We start from the raw sequence: 20006 nt of genomic DNA on the forward strand, positions 1-20006 counted from the left end.
CCCCTTCTGTACAATTTTGTTCCTGTGAGGCTGTGTCTATTAAAACTCCCCCTCAACGAAATCGTAAGAAAACAAGAGGAAATTGGAGATATGCATTTATTCATAGAGGGAGGATAGTTCGAATCAATGTTGACTTTGCCCTTGGGGCAATCCATTAATATAAATAGGGAAGGGGAGGGTTAAGTGCTAACTATAGGTCAAATGGCAGGCATATTTAACGCGATTTGAACGATTACTTTTATGAGAACGGATCAGTGTATTTGATCGGACATGATAAGAGGGACAGTACCCTTCACATTTATGATATATATACCGGAAGGATGGTGCTACCCACTTGGCGGATGTTATCGCCTTGTCCGTGTGCATGAAGGCGAGGTTTGGCTGGCTTCGATACTATGATCATACCTCCGCCACTCCAGATAAAGCGACCGGAATTAGTTGAAGCCTAACCAATGTAACAAACATCAAAGGGATTGCAATATGAACCAACTACGAGGCTGCGCCGGCAGCCTCGTTGCATTAATGGGAGCATGCTTTTCAGGGATGGACATATGTTCTTGTGTTTTTTTGTCCTACGCTCATCTATACACCTTTTTCCTGATCCTTTATCAAATCGTCTTGATCACTACCCCAGATATAATCAATCCCAGACAAATTCATAGCTTCGGCACTTTCTGTTTCAGCATTTTCATAGAACCCATTTTGATAATCAGCAGTGAAATCGGCTTCAGCATTTTCGTTAGTTGCTGTACGGTTATCTTTTTCGGCCATAAGAATCCTCCTTTCTTTATAGGACAATTTTTCGAAACATCAGCAGAAAATGGAGGGATACAAACGATAGTATTCCAAGGGAAGTAAATCCTATCCAAAGGCTTTTTGTGGCTAACATTTACCAGCTTTGCCGTGGGCGTTTTACAAATGGTTTGTTTGGCTGGAAGGCATCGTGTAATTTCTAAGTAGCATGATTTTTATTCTTTTCAAGACTTACGGTGATGGCATTACTGGGGTTTTTCTGCAGTTGGGTGCGGTCTTCAGGAATAATAATGTAGAAACTTTGGCCAATATTCTGATTTTTATTCCTATTGGTTGGATGTTTTATCTACAGTTGCGAAGTTTATGGTGGACAATGTTTGCGGGATTGGCTTTAGTCCTGCTGATTGAGCTTAGTCAATATGTTTTTCGTCTAGGTATCACGGATGTTGTGGATGTGATGACCAATATGACGGGAATTTTGGTAGGTTTTCTGATCTTTGCTCTACTCCGAATCTTTGGTGCCAAACATTATGACAGATGGATTTATTGGGCTTTTAGATTTGATCATCGATGAGAGGAACTTATTGTAGTAATTAAGCTCTACAGACGAATATTAGCAAGCTTTGTTGCGATACCTACATTGACTACTTTCCTTAAACATATTATCATGATAACAAATAGTGAATGGTGGTATACATGCAGTGATGATGATGATGACTGTGTTCTTGACAGAGGTAAAAGGTTAATTCACTTAACTAAAAACGTACGAGCGTGATTAAAGCACTCTACTATTACTAGTAGGGATTGATTTGCTTTGTAGACGTTTGTGCATACCTCACTTGAACACCATTATCATCACTGCTTCGTAAAGAATGTGCGAAACAAAGTTGTATATTTTGTTTCAGCATTCCTACGTTCAAAATGCCGTGGGTGAACAATGTTCATCCGCGGCTTTTCTATGTCCACTACCTATTTTATTTGATCAAAAAATGTATTAAGTAAGGTACTACTCGAAGCAAGATTTAGGAACTACTGGACCGAGAATAACTTAATGAACGGGGGATGGAACAATGACTGCCTATGAGAAACCGAGCTTGGCGATTCGCGAAATTGAGGAAGTGTTGCGGGATCATTTTGGACCCGGTGTGGCTGAAATTAATCCGCTGGCTGGTGGCAACTTGAGTAGCGTGTTTTCCTTCGTCCACGAAGGTAAAGGTTATTGTGTGAAATTCAGCGATCTAGCCGGCGCATACGAGACGGAACGCTATGTCTCTGACTTGTTGGCGGGCCAAGGAATCCCTTTTCCGAAATGTTTGGCGCTAAGGAAAACCGGCCGATTGGCTTACGTGATCATGGAGCGGATGGCCGGGCGCAATCTAAGCGATTGCACGGAAGAGGAACAAATCCATCAATTGCCGGAGCTTATCGGCATCTTGACGAGTCTGGCTGATGTGGAAGTCAGATCAACATTTGGGTACGGATGGATCAGGCCGGACGGTAACGGAACCTACGAATCCTGGAAGGATTTTGTCGTTGCATTCATTTCGGAAGATCAGACGGGGACGTTCTGGGAGAACTGGCATGACCTCTATCGCACGTCTTGCCTAGAGAGAGACGTATTCGAAGAAATCTATAACCGGTTGATGTCCTACGTACCGTATAACGAATCGTACAGAGGCTTTATCCACGGTGATTTTCACCAGTGGAATATTTTATCGGACGGCAAGCGGATTACCGGCATCATTGACGGCAATTGCATGTACGGAGATTGCCTCGTGGACCTTGTCATTCTCGATCGACATATGCCGAGGAGCGGCGTCATTCAGAAGTATCAAGACAATCTAGCGAAAGCCGGCAAAGTGATTCCGAATTTCAAGGAGCGGTTACTCGGCGCCTATTATTTCAAGGGACTCGATGGACTTCGATTCTACGCGAAAATGGGATGGAGAGACGCCTATCAAGGTACGCGACAATTTCTTTTGAACCTGACTTAAGGGACAGGGAACGATAACCGAATGGATGGAGGTCTAAGGTTTCAACCATTTGATAAAATAAAAAAATCCTGTTTTCACAGGATTTTTTTATTTTATTTTTTAACCACAGGCACCCAAAATTCGCCGTAGAAAGTGCCGTCGCCGTTATCCTTGCGATAAGTCGCATTTGGACCGCCGATGTAAGCATAGTCAGTGATTTTGGCCAAGACTTCGCCAAAAGCACGGTAAGTCAGCTGATCAAACAATGTTTCTTTGTCGCCATATCCTGCGACCACGATGTACTCGCTCTCTGGAAACTCGATGATGCGCGTTGCGTCAGACACTGATTTGCCAGCTTCTACCGCGAAATAATTCCACGGTTTGCCTTGATAAACCTCGTTGACTGACCATTCGCGATCGTCTTTTGCGGCGTGTTTGAGCTTATCAAAACGCCCGTCAGCCTTGAGTCCGCCCCAAAATTCGGCTTTTTCCTTTTGCAAAGCTTGCATGTCTTGGAAATTCGAATGAATTGAAAAACCATAGGCGGTCAATGTGAATGATTTTTTGTGTTCAATTGTGTAATCTGCCATGGCGAGTGCTCCTTTTATCCAGGTTTAACTTTCAGAGAGGTCAGGCTCCGCTACCTAATTTCCAATGATACCCAAATCGATTAAACAAGAAGCCTTCTTTGCTACCAAAAGCTTGCATTAGCCTTCGACAATTTTAACACGAAGCCACATTTCGCCGTAGAATTCACCGTTTTCTGCTGCTTTGACGAATGTTGAGTTACCGGGACCAACGTATTTGTAGTCTGTAATTTCTTGCAGCATGCCGCCGAAAACTTTGCCTGTGATTTCGTCAGCAAGGCGGTCTTTGTCAGCGCCTGTGCCAGGCACGACGAGGTAGTCGCCGGCGAGGAAATCGAGGACGACCGCGCCTTCCACGTCGAACTCACCCATTACGCCGAAGCCGCGCCAAGCCTTGCCGTTGACGACGTAGTTGATTTGATATTCTTGCCCGTCAGCGAGCGCGAGAAGTTCAGCAAGCTTGCCGTTTTCAGTGATTTCAGCTTTTTTCGCTGCAGTTTTTGCCGCATTACCTGCCCAGTCGTTGTAGTCTTCAAGTAAAACACCGAAAGCAGTCATTTTGTAGTTTTCTGAAATTGTTTTGATTGAGTAGTTAGACATTTTGTTCTCTCCTCGTGAATTTATTTTTTACAAGATTGATTCTATTTGCCGAATGTATCAAAAAATGATACTCTTTATTGCCCTTGTGGGTCGGGTCGTGCTCTCTGACATTTTCTTTTTGCTACATTATTGATACAATAAAAAACATGAGGAAAACAGAACGAGTGAACCTGATCATGCGCTATATCAATAACCGCGCGCATTTTACGATTGCCGAGATTCAGCGGGAGTTCAAGATTTCCCGCGCGACGGCGATCCGCGACATTAACGAGATTCAGGCGATGGGATTTCCGCTGACGACCGAGCTTGGGCGCGGTGGCGGCTACTATGTCCTGCAAAACCAGTATCTGCCCGCCGTCCGCTTCACGCCAGAAGAGCTGAAGGCGATTTTTATCAGCTTTATCGCCTCGAAAAATTCGCAGCTGCCTTATCTGCAAAATCGCCGATCAATCACTGAAAAACTCATCGGCATCGCGTCGCAAACCCAGCAAGACGAGCTGATCGAGCTGAATAATATCTTGCTTTTTGAAAATACAAATCCTGCCAATCCGAATCTTTTGGAGCTCGATGACGCGGCGCCGGCGGGGCTGAACCAGCTGATTTCGCTTGCTGTGCGGGATAAGCACTTGCGCTTGACTTATGAGCTGAGTCCGGGCTGGCCGCAGTTGATGGACGTTTTTTTGCTGCATATTTTTAACTCGAACGCACAGTGGCTGGTCGAGGTTTATGATTTTGATACGGATGAGTTTCGTTATTTGCCTGTTGAGATGCTGCGGGATTCGGCAATTTCTGAACAGGAGATGAAGTGGTCTGAGCAAGAGATTTTAAGCAAAAAACGGCTTGGTGCACGTGAGTCCAATCTTGTTGTGAAGCTTGATACGACTGGGATTCAGCGCTTTAAGCGTATGCACCCGCCGGGGATTATTTTGTCCTTCACTGGGATGTTTCAGTCGAGCGGGGTTTTCAATGTTCAGTTGGATGTGACCGATGTTGAGGCTCTGGCGTATTATGCGGATTGGCTTTTGTTTTTGGGGAAAGGGGTCGAGTTTGAACGGATTCCTGCTGAGCTGCGCGTGATTTTGGAAGAGCGTTTAGGGGTACCGCCAACATTTTAACGAAAAAATACGCTATGTCAATAACCGGCTCATATCAAGAAATTGATGTGCTCCCGAAGTGTTTCGCTTGAAAGGTAATCCAGAATGAAGATCGTTTTTTCGATAATGCAGAAACCGTCCCTTCTCGGATGGAGTGGGACAACCGGAGAATATCATCGCTATTACATTCGCCCAGTCGATATTACGTTCTAAACTAATTATTGCTTGAAGATGATTTATTCAAGTACGCCTTTTCATGCTTTGCTGACTTTAGACTGAAAGTCGGAGTGGAGGCACTTTCGATGTGGATCCAGAGGGCCAGCCGGTAAAAATATACCGTTGGGAGGACGTACCTGAAGGTTTGATGAGCAAAACAGGAGGGAACTGCCAATCGGTTTGCTCCAACCAATCGAAAGACGTTTCAAAGTGGAAGAGGTTAGTTATCCACCTTGAATCTTTGCCGAGCACGTACTTACGCTGCTGGCTTAGGATGAGAATGGAAACGGTCCTTATCAGCAAACCAAGCGGGCAATCGGGTGGTAGAGCCGGTTTCTCGCTTGTTTTTTTTAGTCTCATTATTACGTAGTGGGGGCAAAATACTTGTTTCCACCCACGGGTATTTGAAAAAAGTCCAGCCTTCACAGGATGGACTTCGCACATTTAAAAAAGTATTGAAGATCCAGTGGTTATCCGTTCATGGATAACCACATTTTGATTTAACGAAAAGCAATGATCTTGGATATGTCCTGTCCGTTTTTACCCCTGAATATCCCGTCTGGCATCTTGCTCGGCAAGAATCTCGTTGTCTTCCGCATTATCCCTCGTCACTTTCTGAACGCCAATGGCGCTATATGATATCAACAGAATAACAGCTATGTAATACCCCTTTACATTTAATTCAAATGGAGCGTTATAAAGGCCAATAAAAAACATCACATACCCAATAATTAAACCCGCTAATGCCATGCTTGTGAAAGCTCCTGTATTCCTCATTCGGTGTTTCGGGTTTTCCAAGCGAAGTTCTTTGTCTTCCGTATTGTCGCGAACGACCTTCTGTACTACGATACAGGAAATCGTTATTAACACCATGCAAAGCAGATAATACCCTTTGACGTTCAATTCCCAATCGGCGTTGTACACTCCCAGACAGAACAGAAAGAGTCCTGCACCCAATGCAAAATACGATGCGGCCGTGAAAGCAGCCGTGTTCCGTTTGCGATATCTCTGATTCATCTGACGCTCCCTCTCCCAGTTTAGTGGCGCTATATTCTTCTCTACTATACAGTGGAATATCAATAAAATGCTACCCTACATTAGGGTTTTTGGGAAAAACTTTCAGGCAACGAGCCGCTGGCGATTCGTCGCGGCTTCGGCGCAATGGGGCCCCTGCAACACCTCCCCGAATCTGCTGCTTGATGTCCTCAGCACAAACTAATGAAATACGGATGGTATTCCGCGTTGTGCTTGGACGATTCGGAATACGCCCCTCATTTTATTACGTCCACTTAAAGAACAGAAGGTTGAATGATCGATGTCTTCCCGCTAATTTAAAGAATGAAAAAACGTCCATTCATACAAAGTAAGGGCTTACTCCCGCGCCGCTAATCCATTACAATGACCTAGAAACCGTTTTTGCTGATTAGGGGGAATGAGTATGAAGGCGCTTTTCCGAGTGAAATCGATCAAGAGGAAAATGTTTGTATCGTATATGATTGTCCTCATCATTCCATTTCTTAGTATTGGTATGTTAGGGTATTGGTGGATGGTAAAGATTGTAAAAGAACAAACCGAGACGATGTATCACGAAAAGCTCGATCAGGCGCGGAGCATAGTAGACAAACGGTTTTTGGATATGGATCAGCTGGCGCAAACGCTTGTAAGTACCCGTTGGGTGCAAAAAATCGGAAATATGTACGGCCCCACGATTCAATCGAACAGGCTGGAGCCTTCGGAAATCGGTGGATATGCGGACGAAATCCGTAATTATGAATCGTTGAACGGGTTTATCGACCGGATTGCGATCATCTTGAATACGAAGCAATTGGTGCTGACCAATAATGGTTTGGACGATTATGCATGGTTCTTCGAGAAAAACTATAAGCTTGAAGACATGGAAGTGGACGACTGGCTCCCATATATCGATACGTTCAATCATGGCAGTGTGCTGAACCCCGGGCAGGTGCGTACCTACAATAGCTACAAACGTGCGATGACCTACGTCAAGACGTTGCCTCTAATCGATCAAACCCCTACCGCTACGCTCCTTCTGTCGATTGAGGAAAAGTCCATTCAGGAGTTGCTGCACACGGGGGCATATGACCGCACCCACTCGCTGTACATCCTCGATGCGAACAATGATCTGGTAACAGGGGTAAACATTGACGAGCACATTCGACCGATGCTGAACGATTTACCGGATACGGGAGCGCGTACAACGCGCGTCGTCAATAATAGCAATGGAGATAAATATTTTACCTTCCTCACCAAATCCGAAGTAAACGGCTGGAAGTATATCGCAGTAATCCCCACAAGTATGGTTCTGAGCAAGGTGCAAGTAATCAAATACGCTGTGTTCATCCTGCTTGCGGTTTCGGTCGTGATCGGAATCCTTTCCTCCTACGGCTTTGCCGTGCGCAATTATCGTCCGCTCAAAGAGCTGCTTAGCAAACTGAGCAGCGGAATGGCTGCGAAGCACAATCTGTACAGCGGCATCAACGAATACAATTATCTTGAATCGGCGTTCGACACGATTATTTCCAGCAACCACGAGTTGGAGCGGAAAGTACAGGTTTATTTGCCCATGGCAATGCACTCGTTCTTCCTGAAGCTCCTGTATAACCTGCATGCTCACGCTGAAATCAGCTATGCGCGGCAAATGGTCGGCATTGGCACAACGAACGATGCCTGGAGAGTTGCCCTCCTATACTTTGAAAGCAATAACGACGAAAGTATCTCGATTGGTCAGAAGGTGTCCAAATGGACCTTGGAAGGAAATTGGCCGCTGTATCTTGTTGAAATTGAGGGCAACCGGTTGGCGCTCATCCTCAATACCGGGGATCGGATCAAAGCGGAGGAAGCAATCGGTCAAGTGAAGCAATCGCTGCTGAAAGCTTTTGGCGATCATCATAGTTACGTAGGTGTCGGCGGCCCTTGCACGGAACTGGGAGAAATCAGCAACTCGCACAAGGAAGCAGTTATGGCGCTGAACTATGCATTCGTCCGGGACAGCTCCTCGGACGTTATGGTATTCTTTGCGGATATCGAGACAGACACCAGCTTCCGCTACTACTTCCCGACGGATAAAGAAGAAGAGCTTGTCAGCAAGATGAGACTAGGCGAGTTCGAACAGGTGGAGACGGTGCTTAGCAAGCTGATCGAAAGAAACGTTGGCAACGGCAATTATCATTTCATGACGTTGCAATGTTTCTTTCATAATCTGCTGTCCACTGCACTTAAAGCGCTTTCCGAAACGGATCTCAGCATCTCCAATGTGATCAACGAGCGTGAGTTTATGCGGTTAAATACAATCAGTAGCATAAAAGAATACGTTTATAACGTATTCGCGCGCGTATGCGCGGAGATGGCACGCAAAAGAGAAGCGGCCGGTTCGAAAGTCAAGAACGAAATTTGGAGCTATATCGACGATAATTGCTACGACGGCAACATCTCCCTTGAAGCGGTAGCCGATCGGTTCGGTTGGTCCGTACCTTATATGAGCAAGTTCATCAAGGAGCAGACCGGTTATAATTTCGTCGAATACGTCGCTCGCAAAAGAGTGGCGATGGCGAAGCAATTGCTGGCCACTCCAGCGATTACCGTCGAAGAGATTGGTTTGAAGATCGGCTATGCGAACGTGCTGACATTTCGCAGGGCGTTCAAGAAATATTCGGGCGTTACCCCGGGCGAATACAGGACCATGAAGCTGCAGACGAAGCCGCAGTAAGAAGAAACGATTCCTCAGTTGAAATAACGTTCCCCTCCCCGGACGAGCGCAGCAACCGCCAAATATGAAATGACGAACTACCGAAAAATATTGATCGTTGTGCTTTTCCCCATGTCGCTTCATAATTCGGAATTGAATTGCTGCAGCGTTCACAATGGACTTCGAAAAGACAAAAAGGGAGGAACGTATCTATGTTAAAAAAAGCAGCCGCATTATTGTTACCGCTTTCACTGACGATCGCGGTCGTGCTTAACGGGTGCTCGAACGACAATGCGGGCAATACGCAGAACAGTGGTACGCCGGCTACTGCCGCATCGGGCGAATCTGATGGGAAATCATCCGGTTCCAAGCTTTCCACTACCGGGGAAACCCTATCATTCGCCGTCATCGATATCGGCGCCGATGGTCCCAGCTACAACGACGACAATATTCCCATTATTAAGGAACTGGAAAAGCAGACCGGCGTAAAAATCAAATTTCAGGCCGTTTATACGGATTACAGCACGATCATGCGGACACGAATTGCAGCCGCTTCCAACCTGACAGATATTATGCAGTTGCCGCAAGGAGACGATCCGGTCAAGATCGCCAAGGGCGGCGTCATTATTCGGTTAAATGAACTTATCGACAAGTATGCGCCGAATACCAAAAAATTCCTCGACGCCAATCCGGAAGTCAAGAAAACATTGACTGCTCCGGACGGCTCGATCTACGCCTTCCCCGGCGTGGTGTCGCTAGCGGCGAAGGATTTCAATGTGAATGGGCTCGGCTATCGACTGGATTGGGCGGAGAAGCTGAATCTGAAAGCGCCTGAAACGATTGAAGACTGGTATAAGATGTTGCTCGCATTCCGCGACGGCGATCCGAATGGCAACGGCAAGGCTGACGAAATTCCATTTGCCGCTTCCGGACTCGGCGCACTCGATAAGTTCGCCCAAGCTTATGGCATGACGCCCATGAGTTCTTGGTTTGCCGTCGATAAACAAGGCAAGGTCGAGTTCACGTGGACCAATCCAAAAGCCAAAGACTTCTTGACCGAGATGAATAAGTGGTGGAAAGAAAAGCTGATCGACCAAAGCTTGCTCACCCCTCATCTGGATAAAGTGACGGCTTATGTCGTTGGGGATTTGACCGGCGGCTATGCGATCTGGGCCGGGCGTTTCGACCAGTATACGAAGGAAATGCAGAAAAACTTCCCGAATGCACAATGGGTTGTTCCGGCTCCGCCTCAAGGCCCGCATGGAGACAAGTTTTACGAGGTGAATCCGGCTACGGACGGCAATCGCTATGCCGTCTCCAAAAGCGCCAAAAATCCGGAGCTTGCGGTCAAATGGCTCGATTATGTGTTCGCCAGCGAACCCGGTCAGCTCCTGTTTAATTACGGTATCGAAGGGGTCACCTATACGATGGTGAACGGAAAGCCCCAATATACGGCGGAAGTGACGAATAACCCGAAATATCCGAACCCCGGCTCGGTACTGGCCAACTATGGAGCCGCAGGCCGTTTTCCGCAAATTGTTCCGCCTGACGCGCTTAATCAACAAGGCAAAATACTGATGCCGGAAGCATCGATAAAAAGACTGCTAGACATGAAGCCGTATTTACGTCCGACATTCCCGAATGCGATGAGCACATCGGAAGAATCGTCCGCTTTTTCCCAGAAGATGGCGGATATCAACACGTATCGGCAAGAGATGGTCGCCAAGTTTATTACCGGAGCAGAACCGCTGTCGAACTTCGACAAGTTCGTGCAAACATTGAAATCGATGGGCATCGATGATGTCGTCAAGATCAAGCAAACCCAATATGACCGATGGAATAGCATCAAATAAACGAAATAATCGTTTTCGGGCCGGATCAACGTTGCGTGCGAGATCTAACCTTGTATCCGGCCTGATGATGACCCGAAATATAAGGAGTGCCGCCATGAAACACGAGATCAGTACGGCCGTCTTGCATCGGCCTGCGGGTACGAGCAAATGGACGAATTTTCGCAAAAATGTGATCAAGAGCAAGTACTTGCTGCTACTCTTGCTGCCGGGGACTGCTTATCTCATCATCTTCCAATACATCCCCATGTACGGCGTCATTATCGCCTTCAAAGATTTCTCGCCGGGACTCGGCATTTGGGGAAGCGAATGGGTTGGTTTTCGTTGGTTCACTGAGTTTTTTCAATCGGTTTATGCATTCCGGCTGTTGCGCAATACGGTACTGATCAGTTTGTATTCATTAATCTGGGGATTTCCGATCCCGGTCATATTTGCGCTTCTGCTCAACGAGCTCAGGAACGGTTTTTTTAAGCGGGCCGTGCAAACGGTTAGTTATTTTCCCCATTTCATCTCATCGGTCATTATCGCGGGGCTGATCGTCAATTTTCTGTCGCCGACCGATGGCTTGTTCGGCCAGCTGTTCAAATGGATCACAGGGGAGCCGACGAGTCTGTTGACCGATCCTGCATGGTTTCGAACGATCTATATCGGTTCGGGGATATGGCAGGGGTTCGGCTGGAGTTCGATTATATATTTGGCCGCGTTATCCGCCATCGATCCGCAACTGTACGATGCAGCCAAAATCGATGGGGCGGGGCGCTGGAAGCAGATGATGCACATTACGTTGCCTGGCATTATGCCCACAATCGTCATCTTGCTCATTCTGAATATGGGTAGCTTGCTTAGCGTAGGTGCGGAGAAAATCATCCTGCTCTATTCGCCGGCCATATACGAAACATCCGATGTGATCTCTACCTATGCGTATCGAAGAGGACTGCTGGGAGCGGATTACAGCTTCGGGGCTGCGGTGGGCTTGTTCAATTCTATTGCCAATTTCCTGCTGCTCATTATCGTCAATTCAATCAGCAAAAAAGTCAATCAAACGTCTTTGTGGTAGGGAGCAGCCAATGAAAACGAAAACTGACCGTATCATCGAAGGCGTTATTGCCTTCATCCTGTTCGTGATCGGGCTAACCACGATCTATCCGTTTATTTACGTATTCAGCATGTCGATAAGCGCGCCCGAGGAAGTAATCGCCATGCGGGTATGGCTCTGGCCGCGGGGCTTTTCTCTGGAAAGCTATGGCTTGCTCTTCGAGAATTCCAATTTATGGAGAGGCTATTACAATACGATTTGGTACACGGTGGTCGGTACGGTAATCAACATTTTCGTTACCGTTACATTTGCATATCCGCTGTCGCGCCGCGATTTTTTCGCCCGCGGATTCTTTATGGTGCTGCTTGCGGTGACGATGTTCTTCAGCGGGGGGCTGATACCGGATTTCCTGCTTATTCAGAAGCTCGGGCTATATGACACTCGTTGGGCGATTGTTCTGCCGGCCGCTATGAGCGCTTGGACTGCCATTATGACTCGCGTCTACTTTCAGACTTCGATTCCGGATGGCTTAACAGAAGCGGCGAAGATCGATGGCTGCTCTGACATTGGTATTCTGTACCGCGTGGTCTTGCCGATTTCGCTGCCAATTATAAGCGTCATCGCGCTCTATTCGGCAGTCGGGTTCTGGAATAGCTATTTCGCCGCTCTCATTTATTTGCCGGATGCCAAGCTTCAGCCATTACAAGTGTATTTGATGAAGGTTCTGATCCAAAATTCGCCGGATATGAACGCACAATTCGAAGACGCCATGACGCGCGATATGTTTGCGACACAGTTGAAGTACTCCATTATTATGGTATCGATCATTCCGATTATTTGTACGTATCCATTGCTGCAGAAATATTTCGTAAAAGGCGCAGTCGTTGGAGCGATCAAAGAGTAAGGGGAAATGTCCCTATCTGGAGGTGCGAAATGCTAGTTGAACGCTTTGCGGCTTCAAGCTTTTCGGGAAAACTGATACCATCAGGCCGATTCACTCCTTTTCCCAAGATCGAAAACCGTTCGGAATGGGTTTCCATTCCGGAGCGGGAGCAGTCCTATTGGCTGGCAGAGGGCGAAAAACACCTCAGCTTTGAATGGCCGGTCTTGCCGGCTGTCCGTTATATGGATTTCATTACAAACGGAAATCGGTCCCGCTATGAGCACATATATTTTGAACGCAGACGAGCCTTGGCTTCTCTTGTCCTGGCGGAATGCATACAAGACTCAGGGCGCTTTCTCGACCTCATTATTAACGGAATCTGGGCCATATGCGAAGAATCGAGTTGGGTCTTCCCGGCCCACTTGCATATTTCCTCGAAGAGTCGCGGGGATAGTCTGCCCGATGTAACCGATCCGGTGATCGATTTATTCGCGGCCGAGACGGCCGGACTGCTCTCCTGGACCTGCTATTTGCTGAAGACAAGGATTGATGCCGTCAGCCCGATGGTTTGCAAGCGTATCCGGTTTGAAGTCAAACGGCGTATTTTGGATCCGTATTTGTCCCGCAGCGATTTTCGGTGGATGGGCCTCGTTGCGGATAGTCGCGTAAATAATTGGAATCCTTGGTGCAATTCGAATTGTTTGTCGGCTCTGTTGCTTCTTGAAGAGGATGTAGACGTACGAACCGAAGGCGTAAGAAAAGCCATGCGAAGCTTGGACCGCTTTCTGTCCGTTTATCACGAAGACGGAGGCTGCGATGAAGGCCCCAGCTACTGGAATGTAGCCGGCGGCTCGCTGTTCGACTGCCTCGAATTACTGTTTTTGGCTTCGGACGGAGCGATCACCCTGTATGAGGAGCCGATTATCGGAGAGATTGGTCGGTACATTTATCGGGCTCATATCGGCGGGAGTTATTTTGTGAATTTCGGCGATGGCGACGCACTGCTGACTCCGTCTTCCGACCTGATCTACCGATACGGTAAACGAATCCGGGACCCGAAGATGATCGCGATGGGAGCAGGCACATACAAGGGGCCTTCCGATTCTAGCTCATGGATCGCCATGTTTCGTACGTTGTCAGCCATATTTAATGCGGCAACCATAGGAGCCGAGCATCAAGCACCGCCTTTGGTCAAAGAAGTTTGGCTACCGCAAACCGAATTTATGGCTGCCCGCGTGCAGGAGGGGTCCGAACAAGGTTTGTTCCTTGCCGCTAAAGGAGGGCATAACGGAGAAAGCCACAACCACAACGATGTCGGGCACTTCATGGTTTATGCCAACGGACATCCGGTGCTTGTAGATGTGGGAGTCGAGCAGTATACGGCCAAAACTTTCAGCCCGCAGCGCTACGACATATGGACGATGCATTCGGGAACACACCACCTTCCGGAAATCGATGGCATCCGACAGGAAGCCGGCAGCCGGTTCAAAGCCACAGAGGTCCAATTCCGGTCCGATGACTGTACAACGCAGCTGACGTTAAACATAGCCGATACTTACCCCCAATCCGCAAGCATCCGCCATTGGTATCGGGAATTTATTCTTAACCGTAATGCTGGAGCCAGTATAACAATTACGGACCAATTCGACTTGACTAAAGCTGCCGACACGATCGTCATGAATCTCATGACTCCTTGCCGGCCTGAATTTCCGGAAAGTGGAGCTATCCTGTTTCCGGTCGGCGACGGCACGCATGTCCGCATGAGCTACCCGTCAGAAATATTGGGGGCAACTTTTGCGAAGGTGGATATAACCGATTCAAGACTGCGGAAAAGCTGGGGACAATCGCTCTACAAAATCACTTTGTCCTCCAAAGGGCCGTTATCTGAAGGAAAATGGACGCTTGCATTTGAACAAAGCCCTGTATTGACCTAACTAAGGAGATGGCAGCGGGGTATCGACAGATTCGAAAGAGGATGCAGTTGGAGCGATCAAAGAGTAAGCGGGGGGATTGCATGAAGGACATATTGAACACCGCCTGCACGGCGATTGATCGGTTGATACAAAGCGCAAATCCGTACAACGGATTGTTTCCATCCCTATTGGATTGCCGCACGGGCGATATGTTGAATGAGATGCCCGCACCGATCCCTGGGCAGCGCAATGCGGACAGAGCTCCGAATGGCAGCAATTTGATGCATGATATCCCCTTGCTCGGTACGATGTACGCACTTGCCAGGTGCGAGGGAAAACCAGATTATGCGGATGCGGCCGATCGCTATTTGCGATATTTTGCCACACACTGTACGAATACGGCAACAGGGTTATTCCCCTGGGGGGAGCATGCCTATTGGCATTTAGCCGAGCAGCGAGTGGGGAGCAGCATTATTACGTATGAGCCGGAAAGGCGGGCGATTCACGACCATTTGCACCATGCGCCGCTCTGGTTATGGGAGAAACTGCATGAATTTAACGCACCGTGTGTGCAGCGTTTCGCTGACGGTCTGGAATATCACTGGAAGCAGAGTTCGCCTCGCGAATATTACCGCCATGCGGAAATCAACAGCAGACAATATGCGCCTGCAGATGTTCGTTCCTGCGATTTTCCGCGGCATTCCGGCTTCTATATATTCGATTTGGCGTTCGCCTATAACCAAAGCCGCCGTCCGGAGTTGTTGCAACAGTTGGAGCAGTTTTTGGACTATTGGTGGGACAAACGCGATGAGCGCGGACTGCTGCTTGTCGAAAGCCGCTCGCCGCAAGAAGCGGTGCGTTTCCAGAATATTAATTCGCCGACCCAGACGCTCTCCCTGGCAACCAGCTTGCTCGAAACGGCTGATCAGTTGGATCGTACAGCACCTTCACAGGCGGCAGCTTTGCGACAGCGCGCTGACGTCTATATCAGCGGATTTATCGCAGCGCCGCATGATCCGGAGCAAGGCGTATTCGCCAATCTATGCACGCGCGACAACCAACTGACGGAACCGATGTCCGTATGGGGCAGCGTGTACGGCGTAGCCAACGCCTCAGGGGCAGCGTTGATGTGCCTATGCGCTTGGCGGCTGTGCCGTCGTCCGGAACTGCTGAAATGGGCCCTAGCAGTCGGAGCATGCTATCTGGATCAACCGTTCCCCGTCACAAGCGACATTGCGATCGATGCACAAGGCATCCGGCCGCATGAGAACATAAATTTGATCGGTCATCATTACGTGCCGGCCGGCGACGCAGGTCTGGCTCTGGAATTAATGGCCGATCTATATGCCATTACCGGCGAGCGGAAATGGCTCGACGGAGGCTTACAACTGGCCGCGCAATTTGCGTCCATTTATTTTGACCATGAGATTCCGAGAGGAGCGGCGAAGGGAATCGAACACTATGAATCGCAGCTCGGCCCCGGTTACCTGATCCACGGCATGGCGCATATTGCGCTGCGCGCGCGCGATGGCCGAGATTGTCAAGTGCCCACCGAGTATACATGCAGATAATTACCTAGTTTGGTATTGCTAACCGTTTTAACTGGAAAAGCTCATAATCCGGACTCAAGACGCAGTCTTTTCGAATCGATACTACACAAATACATGACGGAGACGTGCTTGCCGCCTGGTTCGGCGGTACGGCTGAAGGCGCCCTGGACGTCGGCATTTGGGCTTCGCTGCGCAGCAGCGGCGAAGGCGGCGGCTGGGGCGAGCCTCAGTTTTTTGGTCAATGATCAAAAAGCGGCGATCTTTTCGTTTCCGCTCGATTAGAAATTCAACTTTTTGTATCCGGCCATAAGTTTCTGCGGCAGGAAGCACGGTATTGGTTCGGTGTCATTCCCGTGTTTTGCCGGAATATCCGATTCAAGTAGCCATGGCTGTTCAGTCCAATCCGTTCGCCGATTTCCGAAATCGTCAATTCCGTATGTTCCAGCAGCGATTTGGCCTGTTTGATCTGAATGCCGCGCATATATTGAAGCGGGGTCATCCCGGTATGCTTTTTGAGGCAGCGCGACAAATAATCGAAATGATAATGAAGCGACTCCTCCAGATGCTGGTAGTGTAAAGGAACGTTCGCATGGAGCTGTAAATATTCGATGATCCGCTCGGATAAATAAGACGACCTGGAGCGGCCGCGAACCTGCGCTACGGATTGGATTTTAACTAGAAATTCAGATAGCAGAGCGTGCAGCGGCAGCGCATTCGAGACGGAGAACGAATGAAACATCAGATACATACGTTCCAAGAGCGGCACGATCGATGATGGATCGACGCAGGTCATTTTCGGCAAATACATATACTGGTCGGACGGTTGTTCGTCGTTGTCTTCGTTTCTTAGGAGTGGATAAGACCAAGGGATTTGATCGCTGTCGAGCGACCGAATCGCTCGCGAGTGGGACAAATGTACCCAATACAGCTCCGTCTGCTCAGGACAAGGCTGGTGTCCCCAATGGGTTTTGCCCGGTTCCAGCACGAGGATGTCGCCTTCCTTCATGTTGTAAGCGATATCATCTTCCGTGATATAAAGAGAGCCCGATTTGACGAATACGATATTATATACTTCAAAGCATCTTCTGAAATGCTGATAATCCTTGCCGGTGACCGATCTTTCGACCGTAATGGCTTGCGGGAGCGGCGGGATTTTCAACTCCAGGCATAACACCGGTCACATCCTCCTTCCGTCGCTTGCTTCGGCTGCACGCCGAATATGTCTCTTATCTTATCACATCAAAGGTACGAAATTATCCGGAATGAAAAAGTCGGGATCGTCCAATTATTGTTCGAAATCTAACCTACACAAATCTGATCGAATTCTTTACAGTAGAAGAGAAAATACCTCCTTGCCAATCCAACGATCAGGAAGGAATGAGAAACTATGGCACCCGAAATCCTACCTAAACCAGAACCAAGAATCGAACGTTTTGAACAGCTCGGCTTCGGCATGTTTATTCATTGGGGTCTTTATTCTCAGTTAGGGAAGGGGGAATGGATTCAGCAGATCGGCAAAATTCCTCCGAACGACTATATGCAGCTGATGAACACGTTCTCGACGGAAGAGTTTGATGCTGAGGAGATTGTCCGCATAGCCGCAAAGGCCGGAATGAAGTATATCACCATCACGACTCGTCACCATGACGGCTTCTCTCTCTATGACACTCGGGGGTTGAATCGTTATGATGCCCCGCACAGCTTGGCTAAGCGGGATCTCGTCGCCGAATTCGTCGAAGCTTGCAGGGAGGGTGGTCTGCTGCCTGTGCTGTACCATACGACGCTGGATTGGTACGAGCCCACCTTCCGGACCGATTTTGACGCCTATCTGGATTACTTGTACCGGTCCGTAGAAATATTGTGCACGCAATACGGACAGATCGGCGGGATCTGGTTCGACGGGAATTGGAGCAAGGCGGATGCGGACTGGAAGCTGGATGAGCTGTATGGGATGATTCGCAGAAATCAGCCGGAAGCGCTAATTATCAACAATACGGGACTAGGGAAAAGGGGTGAACTCGGGCATCCAGAAATCGACAGCGTCACGTACGAGCAAGGCCGTCCGAAGCCTATGGACCGAAGGGGAATGAGCAAGTATGTGGCGGCTGAAATGTGCGAGACGATGAACGACCACTGGGGGATCGGGAAAGCGGATTTCATGTACAAATCTGTCCCTCATTTTATAGAAAGCCTGTGTGCTTGCAGGAAGGTTGGAGCCAACTATTTATTGAATGTCGGTCCGACCGCCAGCGGCAAAATCGTTCCGGTCCAGCAATCGATGCTGGAGGTGATCGGACAATGGCTTCAGGTCAACGGCAAACCGATCTACGAAGGAAAACCGGTCGAGGTGGAGGGGGAAGGAAGCAACTTTGCGCTTGAGACGCCGGACGGAAACTTGTATCTGTTTATTCACCATCTCAAGATCAGCGGACATGCCGATGTTACCGTGGAAGGCGGCGGTCCGGGCGAGAAGAAATTTATGGGCATCAGTCGGAAGGTTGAATCCGTGCGCTGGCTGGACAACGGGGAGAAGCTGGAGTTCTCGCAGAATACGGCTGCCGGGACATTCAGCTTCGTAGCGACGAGCTATTCGTACGGAGTGAACTACGTTGTCCGGGTAGCGGAGGTAACTTTCGTTTAAGTGATCTCGGTCATTGTGAGTGGAAAGGACACGGACGAGAACCGGGATTTCTTCTACAGCACGGTGCACGGAGCCGGGCGCGTCATGAGCCGTACGCAAGCTGCGGGAAAAATGAACTGGAAGACCCGGACCCGTTCCGGCAGCCAGATCTCCGCAGAGCAAATGAAGCAAGCGGTTCGCGAATTCGGGGTGGAGCTCCGCGGCGCGGGTACCAACGAAAGCCAGTTCGTCTATCGCCGGCTGCAAGAGGTGCTGGACGCGCATGCGAACGATCGAGGTGCTGCACGTGCTGAAGCCGATTGGCTTATGCATGGCAGAGGCCGATGAATTCGATCCCTATAGGACTAAACGTCAAGGAGCCCAGCCCGACTAACCGTCGGGAGAGCTCCTTGCTTTATGCCGTTACGGCTGAAGCGTAATCGAGGTAAGGCTGCCGTTGGTGCGGAAGTCGTTCGTATACGCCACTGTAGCGACCGCGTTCACGATCGTGCCGTCCGGGGCTTTGACCTTGATCGTCGGAGCCGACGTGTAGCCGGAGCCGGGATTCGTGATCGCAACGCCGGTCAGGACGCCGTCGGTGACGATGGCCTCGGCGGTCGCCGGCTGGTGCTGCCAGAGCTGGCCCTTGCTGCCGTTGTAGCGGTAGTAATTGGACACTTCGTCCAACTGCTCATTGGTGATGCCGTAGGGAGCGAGGACGCTCATCAAAGCGGCCTTGTTTTTCTGGGCCTCCTCGGCCGTGGGGCCGCGGTCCAGCCCGGCTGGCTTCACACCGCTGAACGCTTCGCGGAACACCTCGGTCGGCACGCCGAGCGCGGCCGCGATCAGCACGACCGGCCGGCCGTGATCGACAGGATCGGTCTCGTATCCGCCGGAGACGGCCACCGTTTGATCGCCTTGGGGCTCGGCAGCAGGAGCCTGAGGCCCTCGAGGTCCGCCCGAGCCGCCCGGGGCGGGTGCGGGCCGTCCGCCGCGGCCCTCGGCGCCTGGAGCCGGAGCCGCGCCCGGAGCGGATGAGTCAGGGCAAGGGCGGTCGTCCTTCCGCTCGTCCTTCTTCGGTTTCCCTTGGCCCGGGGGCTTCCGCTGACCATCCTCGCGGGGCGGCTTCGGTGCCGTTTGATCCGAAGCGGCGTCAGGGTTGGGGGTGGAGGTGGCAACGGGATCCGCCGCCCACGCATGATTCCAACCGATCGCGCTGCCTCCG

Annotated in this window: 17 protein-coding genes and 2 pseudogenes; 12 read left to right on the top strand and 7 right to left on the bottom strand. The window is 49.5% G+C overall.

Annotated features, from left to right (window positions below; translation table 11 throughout):
- Positions 1-582 precede the first annotated feature (582 nt).
- Positions 583-771 carry a hypothetical protein gene (locus FE783_RS32380; RefSeq protein ID WP_138883547.1) on the bottom strand — a complete coding sequence of 63 codons (189 nt, stop codon included), beginning with the start codon at positions 769-771 and terminating at the stop codon, positions 583-585.
- A 247-nt stretch (positions 772-1018) separates the two neighbouring features.
- Between FE783_RS32380 and FE783_RS32385 the strand changes: the two genes are divergently transcribed.
- Together FE783_RS32385 and FE783_RS32390 are read left to right on the top strand one after the other, a co-directional pair.
- The gene (locus FE783_RS32385; RefSeq protein ID WP_158302163.1) at positions 1019-1327 is read left to right on the top strand and encodes a VanZ family protein; all 309 of its coding nucleotides are present in this window, start codon (positions 1019-1021) and stop codon (positions 1325-1327) included.
- A gap of 496 nt (positions 1328-1823) precedes the next feature.
- Positions 1824-2747, top strand: a complete 924-nt coding sequence (locus FE783_RS32390) for an aminoglycoside phosphotransferase family protein (RefSeq protein ID WP_138883549.1) — start codon at positions 1824-1826, stop codon at positions 2745-2747.
- Between the two features lie 92 nt (positions 2748-2839).
- Here FE783_RS32390 and FE783_RS32395 read toward each other — a convergent pair whose 3' ends face one another.
- Together FE783_RS32395 and FE783_RS32400 are read right to left on the bottom strand one after the other, a co-directional pair.
- Positions 2840-3316 (bottom strand): GyrI-like domain-containing protein, encoded by a 477-nt coding sequence (locus FE783_RS32395; protein ID WP_138883550.1) that lies wholly within the window; start codon positions 3314-3316, stop codon positions 2840-2842.
- Between the two features lie 117 nt (positions 3317-3433).
- The gene (locus FE783_RS32400; protein ID WP_138883551.1) at positions 3434-3913 is read right to left on the bottom strand and encodes a hypothetical protein; all 480 of its coding nucleotides are present in this window, start codon (positions 3911-3913) and stop codon (positions 3434-3436) included.
- Positions 3914-4077: 164 nt separating this feature from the next.
- Here FE783_RS32400 and FE783_RS32405 point away from each other — a divergent pair, with 164 nt between their 5' ends.
- On the top strand, positions 4078-5028 hold the full coding sequence (locus tag FE783_RS32405; protein WP_238403339.1) for a helix-turn-helix transcriptional regulator: 951 nt from the start codon (positions 4078-4080) through the stop codon (positions 5026-5028).
- A 735-nt stretch (positions 5029-5763) separates the two neighbouring features.
- Here the strand turns inward: FE783_RS32405 and FE783_RS39055 are convergent.
- Positions 5764-6000 carry a YiaA/YiaB family inner membrane protein gene (locus FE783_RS39055; RefSeq protein ID WP_420799790.1) on the bottom strand — a complete coding sequence of 79 codons (237 nt, stop codon included), beginning with the start codon at positions 5998-6000 and terminating at the stop codon, positions 5764-5766.
- A 57-nt stretch (positions 6001-6057) separates the two neighbouring features.
- Positions 6058-6240 (bottom strand): annotated as a pseudogene (locus FE783_RS39060) (YiaA/YiaB family inner membrane protein); the annotation flags it as partial.
- Between the two features lie 529 nt (positions 6241-6769).
- Between FE783_RS39060 and FE783_RS32415 the strand changes: the two are divergent.
- The 7 genes from FE783_RS32415 (at position 6770) to FE783_RS32445 (ending at position 16406) form a co-directional block, all read left to right on the top strand.
- Entirely contained in the window at positions 6770-8950 is a 2181-nt protein-coding gene (locus tag FE783_RS32415; RefSeq protein ID WP_158302164.1) for a helix-turn-helix domain-containing protein, read from the top strand.
- 191 nt (positions 8951-9141) lie between these two features.
- Complete coding sequence (locus FE783_RS32420) at positions 9142-10782, top strand: DUF3502 domain-containing protein (RefSeq protein WP_138883554.1); 1641 nt, start codon at positions 9142-9144, stop codon at positions 10780-10782.
- 94 nt (positions 10783-10876) lie between these two features.
- Positions 10877-11836 carry an ABC transporter permease gene (locus FE783_RS32425; protein WP_138883555.1) on the top strand — a complete coding sequence of 320 codons (960 nt, stop codon included), beginning with the start codon at positions 10877-10879 and terminating at the stop codon, positions 11834-11836.
- Positions 11837-11846: 10 nt separating this feature from the next.
- Positions 11847-12719, top strand: coding sequence for a carbohydrate ABC transporter permease (locus FE783_RS32430; protein ID WP_138883556.1), 873 nt, complete (start codon positions 11847-11849; stop codon positions 12717-12719).
- Between the two features lie 455 nt (positions 12720-13174).
- Positions 13175-14632 (top strand): heparinase II/III domain-containing protein, encoded by a 1458-nt coding sequence (locus tag FE783_RS32435; RefSeq protein ID WP_158302165.1) that lies wholly within the window; start codon positions 13175-13177, stop codon positions 14630-14632.
- Positions 14633-14712: 80 nt separating this feature from the next.
- Positions 14713-16182 (top strand): hypothetical protein, encoded by a 1470-nt coding sequence (locus FE783_RS32440; protein WP_138883558.1) that lies wholly within the window; start codon positions 14713-14715, stop codon positions 16180-16182.
- 104 nt (positions 16183-16286) lie between these two features.
- Complete coding sequence (locus tag FE783_RS32445) at positions 16287-16406, top strand: exo-alpha-sialidase (RefSeq protein ID WP_202916301.1); 120 nt, start codon at positions 16287-16289, stop codon at positions 16404-16406.
- Between the two features lie 41 nt (positions 16407-16447).
- Here the strand turns inward: FE783_RS32445 and FE783_RS32450 are convergent, their stop codons facing one another.
- Positions 16448-17335 carry an AraC family transcriptional regulator gene (locus FE783_RS32450; RefSeq protein WP_138883560.1) on the bottom strand — a complete coding sequence of 296 codons (888 nt, stop codon included), beginning with the start codon at positions 17333-17335 and terminating at the stop codon, positions 16448-16450.
- Positions 17336-17548: 213 nt separating this feature from the next.
- Here FE783_RS32450 and FE783_RS32455 point away from each other — a divergent pair, with 213 nt between their 5' ends.
- On the top strand, positions 17549-18802 hold the full coding sequence (locus FE783_RS32455) for an alpha-L-fucosidase (protein WP_138883561.1): 1254 nt from the start codon (positions 17549-17551) through the stop codon (positions 18800-18802).
- Between the two features lie 3 nt (positions 18803-18805).
- A pseudogene (locus tag FE783_RS32460) lies at positions 18806-19175 on the top strand (RtcB family protein); the annotation flags it as partial.
- A 29-nt stretch (positions 19176-19204) separates the two neighbouring features.
- Here the strand turns inward: FE783_RS32460 and FE783_RS32465 are convergent.
- Complete coding sequence (locus tag FE783_RS32465) at positions 19205-19687, bottom strand: hypothetical protein (protein ID WP_138883562.1); 483 nt, start codon at positions 19685-19687, stop codon at positions 19205-19207.
- Between the last annotated feature and the right edge of the window lie 319 nt (positions 19688-20006).

It is taken from the genome of Paenibacillus mesophilus, assembly GCF_005938385.1.
GTDB lineage: Bacteria > Bacillota > Bacilli > Paenibacillales > NBRC-103111 > Paenibacillus_AB > Paenibacillus_AB mesophilus.